Raw genomic sequence first — 9,340 nt, 5'->3', positions numbered from 1 at the left:
TGCTCGGCGGTGAACCCGATGGCGCCGTGGGTCTGCAGCGCGGAGTGGGCGGCGAGCAGGGCGGCGTCGGACGCCGCCACCTTGGCCGCGCTGACGTCACGGGCGACCTCGGTGGGGATTGGGCCGGCCGCTGAATCGGCGAGAGCCAGCGCCGCGCCGTAGACCAGTGGCCGGGCCAGCTCCAGCGCGATGTGTACGTCGGCCAGCTTGTGCTTGATCGCCTGGTAGGAGCCGATCACCCGGCCGAACTGGGTGCGCTGCGTGGCGTACTCGACGGCGGTGTCCAGCAGCGCCTGGCCCGCGCCGACCAGCTGCGCCGCGGTGGCCAGCGCGCCGAACTCGTAGGCCCGGGTGACATCGGCCGACCAGGATTCACCGGTGGCGGTGACGTCGAAGAGTCGCCGGCTGGGGTCCACTGAGGTCCGCCGGTCACCGGGGGAGGCGACGGCCGCCGTGTCGTCCTGGGCCAGCAGCACCAGTCCGGCGGCGTCGGCGTCCACCGCCCGGGGAACCTGCGGCGGCAGCGCGACGGTCGCGAACAGCTCACCGGCGGCCAGCGCGGTGCAGCGCTCACCCTGCCCGGCCAGCAGCAACGGGGCCACCGCGATGGATTCCACCACCGGGCCGGGCACGCACCAGCGACCCAGCCGCTCCATCGCCAGCACCAGGTCGACCGGGTGGGCGCCGATCCCGTCATGCTCCTCGGGCACCGCGAGCGCGGTCACCCCGAGTTCGGCCAGCTGTCGCCACACCGTGCGGCCCGGGGCGGTGTCGCCGGCGGCCCAGCACCGCGCCGCGGCGGCCACGTCGGCGGCCGCCAGCGCGGAGTCGATGCTGGCCGCGAAGTCGCGTTGCTCTTGGTCTAGGTCGAATCTCACTTCTTCTCCCGGGGCAGGCCCAGCAGCCGCTCGGCGATGATATTGCGCTGGATTTCGTTGGTGCCGGCGTAGATCGGGCCGCCGAGGGCGAACAGGTATCCGTGCATCCAGGCGTCGGCCAGCTCACCGTCGGCGCCCCGGATGTCCAGGGCGGTCTGGTGCAGCGCGACGTCCAGGTCGGACCAGAACACCTTGGTCACCGACGATTCGGCACCCAGCTCGCCGCCCGCGGCCAGTCGGGTCACGGTTCCGAAGGTGTGCAGCCGGTAGGCCTGCGCCTTGATCCAGGCGTCGGCAACCGGAGCGGTGAAGGCGGCGTCGGAGCCGCGGTCGCGCCAGAGTGCGGCCAGCTTCTCGGCGCCCACCAGGAACCGGGCCGGGCTGCGCAGGCTCATGCCGCGCTCGTTGCTGGACGTGCTCATCGCGGCCCGCCAGCCCTGGTTCGGCTCGCCGATCACGTCGTCGTCCGGCACGAAAACGTCGTCCAGGAAGATCTCGCCGAAGCCGGTCTCGCCGCCGAGCTGCTCGATCGGCCGCACGGTGACGCCGTCGGCCTTCAGGTCGAACATGAAGTAGGTCAGGCCGTGGTGACGCTGGGCCTCCGGGTCGGAGCGGAACAATCCGAAGCCACGCTCACCGAACGGCGCCCGCGAGCTCCAGATCTTCTGGCCGTTGAGCTTCCAGCCGCCGTCGACCTTGGTGGCGGTCGACCGCAGCGACGCCAGGTCGCTGCCGGACTCCGGCTCGCTCCAGGCCTGGGCCCAGATCTCTTCGCCGCTGGCCATCTTCGGCAGCACCCGGTCCAACTGCTCCTCGGTGCCGTGCGCGAACAGCGTCGGCGCCAGCATCGAGGTGCCGTTGGCGCTGGCCCGCCCGGGGGCACCGGCGCGGAAGTACTCCTCCTCGTACACCACCCACTGCAGCAGGGTGGCGTCGCGGCCGCCGTACTTCTTCGGCCACGCGATCACCGACAGGCCGGCGTCGAAGAGCACCCTGTCCCAGCGGCGGTGCTGTTCGAAGCCCTCGGCGGTGTCGTAGGACTCGGTCGGGAACTTGTCCGTGTTCGCCGCCAGGAAGTCCCGGACCTCCGCTTGAAAGGCCAGCGTGGCCTCGTCGTATCCCAGGTCCATTCAGGCCCACTCTCTCAACTCATGCTTGACCACCTTGCCGCCGGGGTTGCGCGGCAACGTGTCCACGAAGGCGACCGATCGCGGTGCCTTGAAGTTCGCCAAATGTTCGCGGGCGTAGCCGATCACAGCCGTCTCGTCCAGTTCCGCGCCCGGCCGGCGGACGACGAACGCCTTGCCCACCTCGCCGAGCCGCTCGTCGGGCACGCCGATCACCGCGGCGTCGGCCACCCCGTCCAGTCGGGACAGCACCTGCTCGATCTCGGCCGGGTAGACGTTGAAGCCGCCGCAGATGTACATGTCTTTGAGCCGGTCGGTGATCCGCAGGTTGCCCGACGCGTCGACGGTGCCGACGTCGCCGGTGTGCAGCCAGCCGTCGGCGTCGATCGCCGCCGCGGTGGCGTCCGGGTCGTCGAGGTAGCCGAGCATGACGTTGGCGCTGCGCAGCAGCACCTCGCCGGCCTCGGAGTCGGACGCCCCGACCGATTTGTCCAGCCGCAGCTCGAAGTCGTCGATCGGCCGGCCGCAGGTGGTGGCGACGGTGACCGCGTCGTCGTCGGCGCGGCACATGGTGGCGAACCCGCCGGACTCGGTCAGCCCGTAGGCGGTGAGCACGACGTCGATGTCGAGTTCGGACTGCATCCGCTCGATCAGCACCACCGGCACGGTCGCCGCCCCGGTCACCGCGAACCGTAGCGAGCTCAGGTCGTACCGGTCACGTTCCGGGTGATCCAGCAGGGTCTGGTAGACGGTCGGCGGCCCGGGCAGCACGGTGATCCGCTGCTCCTCGATGGCGCGCAGCGCCCCGGCCGGGTCGAAGGTGAGCTGTGGAATCAAGGTGGCGCCGGTCTGCAGGCAGGCCAGGATCCCGGCCTTGTAGCCGAAGTTGTGGAAGAACGGGTTGATGCACAGGTACCGGTCGTCGGCGGTCATCTCCCCGCACGCCGCCCAGGCGGCCGGGCCGGCCAGCGACTGCCGGTGCGCGCCGAGCACGCCTTTGCTGCGCCCGGTGGTGCCGGAGGTGAACAGGATGTCGGCGACGTCGTCGGGTGAGACCGCGGCGGCCCGCGCGTCGACGTCGGCATCGGTGACCGCCGCGCCGCTGGCGACGAACTCGTCCCAGGTGCCGTCGGCCGTCTCGATCGGCACCCGCACCACCTGCGCCAGCGTCGGCAGGGTATCCCGGTCGAGCTCCGCCAGCCGGTCGGTCTTGAGGAACCGGCCCATTCCGATCAGCACCTTCGCCTCGCTGCGGGCCAGGATGTCGGTGGCCTCGGTGGCGGTGTAGCGGGTGTTCAACGGCACCAGCACGCCGCCGGCGTACTGGCTGGCCAGGCAGGCCACCACCCAGTGCCAGGTGTTCGGTGACCAGATCGCCACCCGGTCGCCGGGTGCCACGCCGAGGGTGATCAGCGCCGCCGCGGCCCGGCGAACCTCGCGGCGCAGCTCGGAGTAGGTCAGCCGCCGGTCGTCGCCGATCAGCGCGGCATGGTCGGGCAGGTCGCGGGCGGTCCGGTCCAGCACCGCGGGCGTGGTCCGCGGATCGGTACTCATTGGGCGCCGCTCCTCCTCATCGCTCCGCCCCGCATCGTCGCCAGCGCGGGCCGACCACGGCTCGTAGCCGAGCAAGTGCTTGGTAGGTTAGCCTACAGGGGTGCAACAGGTCGAGGAGTTCCGGGCCGAGGTCCGCGGGTGGCTGGCCGAGAACCTGGTCGGTGACTTCGCCAAGCTCAAGGGCCTCGGCGGGCCCGGACGCGAGCACGAGGCATTCGACGAGCGGCTGGCCTGGAACCGCCACCTCGCCGACGCCGGGCTGACCTGCCTGGGCTGGCCGGTCGAGCACGGCGGCCGCGGCCTGTCGGTGGCGCACCGGGTGGCGTTCTACGAGGAGTACGCGCTCGCCGACGCGCCGGACAAGGTCAACCACCTCGGCGAGGAGCTGCTCGGCCCGACGCTGATCGCCTTCGGCACCGCGGAGCAGCAGCGCCGCTTCCTGCCCGGCATCCGCAACGTCACCGAGCTGTGGTGCCAGGGCTACTCCGAACCGGGTGCCGGCTCCGATCTGGCCAACGTGGCCACCACCGCGGTGCTGGATGAGGAGGCACAGCAATGGCGTATTAACGGCCAGAAGGTGTGGACCTCGCTGGCGCACCTGTCGCAGTGGTGCTTCGTGGTGGCCCGCACCGAGAAGGGCTCCAAGCGGCACCACGGGCTCTCCTACCTGTTGGTGCCGCTGGATCAGCCGGGGATCCAGATCCGGCCGATCGTGCAACTCACCGGCACCTCGGAGTTCAACGAGGTGTTCTTCGATGACGCCCGCACCGAGGCGTCACTGGTGGTGGGCGAGCCCGGCGACGGCTGGAAGGTCGCGATGGGCACGCTCACCTTCGAGCGGGGGGTGTCCACCCTGGGTCAGCAGATCCGCTACGCCCGGGAGCTCTCCGGCCTGGCCGCGCTCGCCGAGCGCAACGGCGCGGCGACCGACCCGTCGATCCGGGAGCGGCTGACCCGGGCCTGGGTGGGCCTGCGGGCGATGCGGTCGTATGCGCTGGCCACCATGGACGTCGAAGGAGGCGGGCGGGCCGCCGGAAAAGACAACGTGTCGAAGCTGTTGTGGGCCAACTGGCATCGCGATCTGGGCGAGCTGGCGATGGACGTGATCGGGCCGGAGTCGATGGTGCTGTCCGACGGCGAGTTCGACGAGTGGCAGCGGCTGTACCTGTTCACCCGGTCGGACACCATCTACGGCGGATCCAACGAGATCCAACGCAACATCATCGCCGAGCGGGTGCTCGGCCTACCCCGAGAGGCGAAGGGATGAGCCCGTCTTCTGACTTGGCGGCAGCACCGGAAGAGATTGCCGGACACGGCCTGCTGACCGGCAAGGTGGTGGTGGTGACCGCCGCGGCCGGCACCGGCATCGGGTCGACCACCGCGCGGCGGGCGCTGCTGGAAGGCGCCGACGTCGTCGTCTCCGACTACCACGAACGCCGGCTGAACGAGACCCACGACGAGCTGGCCGGCCTCGGGCTGGGCCGGGTGGCGGCCATCCCCTGCGACGTCACCTCGTCGGCGGCGGTGGACGCGCTGATCACCGGGGCGGCCGAGCGGCTGGGCCGGATCGACGTGCTGGTCAACAACGCCGGCCTCGGCGGGCAGACCCCGGTGGTCGAGATGGCCGACGACGAGTGGGACCGGGTGCTCGACGTGACGCTGAACTCGGTGATGCGGGCGACCCGTGCGGCGCTACGCTACTTCCGCGGCGTCCCGCACGGCGGGGTGATCGTCAACAACGCCAGCGTATTGGGTTGGCGGGCCCAGCATTCCCAGTCGCACTACGCCGCGGCCAAGGCCGGGGTGATGGCGCTGACCCGGTGCAGCGCGATCGAGGCCGCCGAGTACGGGGTGCGGATCAACGCGGTCTCGCCGAGCATCGCCCGGCACAAGTTCCTGGAGAAGACCAGCTCCACCGAGCTGCTCGACCGGCTGGCCGCCGGTGAGGCGTTCGGCCGGGCCGCCGAACCGTGGGAGGTGGCCACCACGATCGCCTTCCTGGCCAGCGACTACTCCAGCTACCTGACCGGCGAGGTGATCTCGGTCTCCAGCCAGCACCCCTGACCGGCTCGGCTCAGGGCTGCATCCCACGGTCGGCGAGCCCTTCGTGCTCCGCCCAGCCGCGGATGTCACCGCGGTTGATGGCCAGCGCCAACAGCTCCGGGAACGCGTCCGGGGTGCAGGCGAACGCCGGGATCTCCATCGCGGCCAGCTCGGCGGCGAGCGACCGGTCGAACGACCGCACCGGAGTCCGACAGCGCCAGCAGCACGATCACCTGCACGCCGGAGCCGACGAGTTGGCGGACCCGGGCCAGCATCTCGTCCCGGATGCCGCCCTCGTACAGGTCGGAGATGAGCACGAAGATCGAGTCGGCGGGTCGCTCGATCAGGTTCTGGCAGTATGCGATCGCGCGGTTGATGTCGGTACCGCCGCCCAGCTGGGTGCTGAACAGCACGTCGACCGGAACGCTGAGCAGCTCGGTGAGGTCGACCACCTCGGTGTCGAACACCACCAGCGACGTGCGCAGCGCGCGCATCGAGGCGATGGTCGCCCCGAAAACCGCGGAGTAGACGATCGATTCGGCCATCGACCCGGACTGGTCGATGGCCAGCACGATGTCCTTGGTCACCGACCGGCCCGCCCGCCGGTAGCCGACGGCAACCTCCGGGACGACGGTGCGCAAATCCGGCTGGTAGGTCTTGAGGTTCCGGGCGATCGTCCGGTTCCAGTCGATGTCGGCGGGGAGCGGCCGGTGCGTCCGCGCTCCGCGGGACAGCGCCCCGCGCAGCGTCGTCCGGGTCCCGTCGGCCAGTCGCCGCTCCAGGTCGTCGACGACCTTGCGCACCAGCGCCCGCGCCGACGACCGGGCCTCGTCCGGGATGGCTCCGCTGAGCGAGATCAATGTGGTGGCCAGGCTCAGGTCCGGCACCACACTCTGCATCATCTCCGGCTCCAGCAGCAGGCTGGTCAGGTTCAGTCGTTCGATCGCATCCCGCTGCATCACCTGGACGACGGTGCCGGGGAAGTACTTTCGGATGTCGCCCAGCCAGCGTGCCACTTTCGGGGCCGAGCCGCCCAGCCCGCCGCGGCGCTCGTCGCCGCCGTACAGCGACCCCAGCGCGCGGTCCATCGCCGTGTCGGCGTCATCCAGTGCCGGCAGCGCCTCGGTCTTCGCGCCCAGCACCAGCCGCCACCGGCGGCCGCGTTCACCGTCCACGGCCCGACCCCGAGGTGAAGATCGCCGCCGCGGCCAGCACCGCGGGCCGGGCCCGTTCGACGTCCACGTCGAACCCGCCGTGCGGTGCGGCGGCGGAGTGTCCAGCGCGCCGGCGATGTTGCGGCGGACCGCGGGGTCGAACGTGGCGAACGTCCGCCGCAGCAGCGGCAGCACGTCGACGAACTCGTCGGCGGTCAGGCCGGTCGGCCAGCCGTCGATCACGCCGAGCAGTTCACGGTCGTGCACCAGCAGCAGGCCGGTCCCGGACAGGAACCCGTCGATCCACGCGGACTTCTCGTCGGCGGCGGCTCCGGCGCTCAGTGCGCGGTGCAGGTGCCGGGCGGCGACGAGGCTGGTGAAAACACCGGCGTCCAGGCAGATCCGGACGAATCGGCCGAGCAGGCCGGGGTAGAGGTCGTCGCGGTCGGTCAGCCGTTCGACCACCGCCAGCCATTCGCCGCGAATCGACGGCTCCAGCAGGTCGACGGTGTCGGTCACCGCGTTGATCGGCTCGAGGATCTCCGCCGCCGCGTCCGGCCCCAACCCGGTCAGGGTGGCCGGCAGGCCGACGCAGATGCGTCGCAGCAGCGACGTGGTGACCGCGCGCAGCGCTTCGGCGTCGGTCCGGCGGACGTCGCCGTAGCGCAGTGAGCGGGCCAGGGCGGGCAGCGCGGCCATCAACTCGGTGAGGTCGCGGTCCAGTGCGGCCTTGTCGGTGAGGGTGTCCAGCAGCACCGGGACCGCCTCGTCGACGCCACCGAGCAGCGCGGTCTCGATCGTCCCGGTCACCGCGCCCAGCCGGGTCGCCTTCGCGGCGACGTCGGACAGCTTCGCCGCGCACGCCCGGTACACCGTGGTGCCCCACACCGAGTTGATCACGATCGCCACCGCGAACTCCGGCTGCCACCGCAGCGTCCACGCCTCCTTGAAGGTGCCCTGACCGCGGGCGGACGTCGTGCTGCCCCACGGGATGTCGAGTGCCGCCAACTGGTGCAGCAGCTGGGACTTGCGCAGGTCGGCCGGCTTGCGCAGATCCAGGGTGAGCTGCTTGGCCACCGGGTCGGCCTTCAGCCGCAACGCCTTCTGCCGCTTGGTCAGATCGGCCAGCAGCGGCACCATCGGCAGGTGTTCCGGGATGGCGCCGAGCCGCTCGCCGACCACCAGCTCCCGCACGATCAACGCGAACCGGGCGGCGGAGCCTTCACACAGCACCGCCTCGGTGGCCTCGTTGACCTCGCTCAGGCCCGGGTGGGCGCGGCGCCGCAGCGCCGCCAGCGCGGTCGCCAGCCGGACCGCCTCGATGACGTGCGCCGACGACACGAAGACGTCCGTCGCGCGCAGCGCCCGCGCGGCCAGGGTGAGCCAGGTCTCCAGCGGCCGGTCGCGCCGGGTGAACAGGTGGTGGTACCAGCCCGGCGATTCGACGCCGGCACCGTACACCGACGCCGCCGAGAGCCGGGAGTGGGTCCACGGCACCCAGACCGAGGTGGCCCGCACCTTCGGCAGCCCGCGAAGCAGCGCCGCATCGCCGCTGGCCGACGGCAGTTTTCCGGAGAGCGCCGGCGCGTGCCAGGCGCCGCAGACCACCGCCACCGACCGGTGTGCCCGGACGGCTCTTCGAAGCTCCCGGCGCATGTGCGCCTCCCGCTCCCGATCGACCAGCTCGTCGACACTGCCGGACTCCGCGCAGCAGTCCCGGACCGCGCGCATCGCCTCGGTGATCGCGGCGAACCCGGTTCCGTCGGCGCGTGATTCGACGACGTCGTCCCACCAGCGTTCCGGGTCGTCGTACCCGGCGGCATCGGCGAGCGCGCCGATCGGGTCGGCTCGGGCGGTGGATGCCGGCGGGTCTTCCCGACCGTCCCGCTCGGCCCGCCGGGCCAGCACCGTGCCGCCGGGCAGATCGCAGAACCGGGCCGGCACGCCGTTGCGGGCGGCCCATTTCATCGCCTGGAACTCCGGCGAGAATTCGCCGAACGGCCAGAAGACCGACCGGGCCGGATCGTCGACGGCGTAGGCCATGATCGCCACCGGCGGGCGCAGCTGGGGGTCGGTGGCGTGGCCGGTGAGCTCGTCGGCGTCGGCGGGGCCTTCGATGAGCACGACTTGCGGGCGGACCCGGTCCAGCTCGGCGAGGACCGCACGCGCCGAGCCGGGGCCGTGATGGCGGATGCCGAGCACATGGACACCGGGGACCGGCGCCGCGGCCGTCGTCACCGGTGCAGCACCTCGCGGGCCGCCCGGTAGAAGTCGGCCCAGTCCGTGCGGTCCCGCACCACCGCCTCCAGGTACTCCGACCAGACCACCGCGTCGCTCACCGGATCCTTGACCACCGCGCCGACGATGCCGGCCGCCGTGTCGGCCGGGCGCAGCGTGCCGTCGCCGAAGTGCGCCGACATCGCGATGCCCTGGGTCACCACCGAGATCGCCTCGGCGGTCGACAGGGTTCCGGACGGCTGCTTGAGCTTGTTGCGGCCGTCGGCGGTGACCCCGGCGCGCAGCTCGCGGAAGATGGTGACCACCCGCCGGATCTCGTCGGCGGAGGTGGGCACCTCGGGGAGCT

At 71.7% G+C, this 9,340-nt stretch carries 5 protein-coding genes and 3 pseudogenes; 2 read left to right on the top strand and 6 right to left on the bottom strand.

All coding sequences use genetic code 11. The features are described from left to right. The 3 genes from AC2VNT_RS09720 to fadD3 form a co-directional block, all read right to left on the bottom strand. A partial coding sequence (locus AC2VNT_RS09720; RefSeq protein WP_486946656.1) for an acyl-CoA dehydrogenase family protein occupies positions 1–878 on the bottom strand: 878 nt, incomplete at its 3' end. Next, complete coding sequence (locus AC2VNT_RS09715) at positions 875–2,008, bottom strand: acyl-CoA dehydrogenase family protein (protein WP_486946655.1); 1,134 nt, start codon at positions 2,006–2,008, stop codon at positions 875–877. The genes AC2VNT_RS09720 and AC2VNT_RS09715, both read right to left, overlap by 4 nt. Beyond that, positions 2,009–3,559, bottom strand: a complete 1,551-nt coding sequence (gene fadD3, locus AC2VNT_RS09710; RefSeq protein WP_486946654.1) for a 3-((3aS,4S,7aS)-7a-methyl-1,5-dioxo-octahydro-1H-inden-4-yl)propanoate--CoA ligase FadD3 — start codon at positions 3,557–3,559, stop codon at positions 2,009–2,011. 100 nt (positions 3,560–3,659) lie between these two features. Here fadD3 and ipdE1 point away from each other — a divergent pair, with 100 nt between their 5' ends. Next, positions 3,660–4,826, top strand: a complete 1,167-nt coding sequence (ipdE1, locus tag AC2VNT_RS09705) for an acyl-CoA dehydrogenase IpdE1 (protein WP_486946653.1) — start codon at positions 3,660–3,662, stop codon at positions 4,824–4,826. Beyond that, positions 4,823–5,623, top strand: a complete 801-nt coding sequence (gene ipdF / locus AC2VNT_RS09700; protein ID WP_486946652.1) for a (5R,7aS)-5-hydroxy-7a-methyl-1-oxo-2,3,5,6,7,7a-hexahydro-1H-indene-carboxyl-CoA reductase — start codon at positions 4,823–4,825, stop codon at positions 5,621–5,623. The genes ipdE1 and ipdF overlap by 4 nt, the downstream gene beginning before the upstream one ends. A gap of 10 nt (positions 5,624–5,633) precedes the next feature. Here the strand turns inward: ipdF and AC2VNT_RS09695 are convergent. From AC2VNT_RS09695 to AC2VNT_RS09685, 3 pseudogenes are all read right to left on the bottom strand, one after another. Further along, positions 5,634–6,777: pseudogene (locus AC2VNT_RS09695) on the bottom strand (VWA domain-containing protein). Positions 6,778–6,894: 117 nt separating this feature from the next. Then, positions 6,895–8,880, bottom strand: a pseudogene (locus tag AC2VNT_RS09690) (DUF5682 family protein); the annotation flags it as partial. Positions 8,881–8,990: 110 nt separating this feature from the next. Further along, positions 8,991–9,340: pseudogene (locus AC2VNT_RS09685) on the bottom strand (ATPase); the annotation flags it as partial.

Source organism: Mycobacterium sp. TH-M15, from assembly GCF_057473705.1.
This window is presented reverse-complemented; position numbering and strand designations above follow the sequence as displayed.

What these genes read in the sequence shown, in the direction of transcription:
- fadD3 (WP_486946654.1), bottom strand. Translation starts at nt 3,559, where the DNA reads ATGAGTACCGATCCGCGGACCACGCCCGCGGTGCTGGACCGGACCGCC.
- ipdF (WP_486946652.1), top strand. Translation starts at nt 4,823, where the DNA reads ATGAGCCCGTCTTCTGACTTGGCGGCAGCACCGGAAGAGATTGCCGGA.
- AC2VNT_RS09715 (WP_486946655.1), bottom strand. Translation starts at nt 2,008, where the DNA reads ATGGACCTGGGATACGACGAGGCCACGCTGGCCTTTCAAGCGGAGGTC.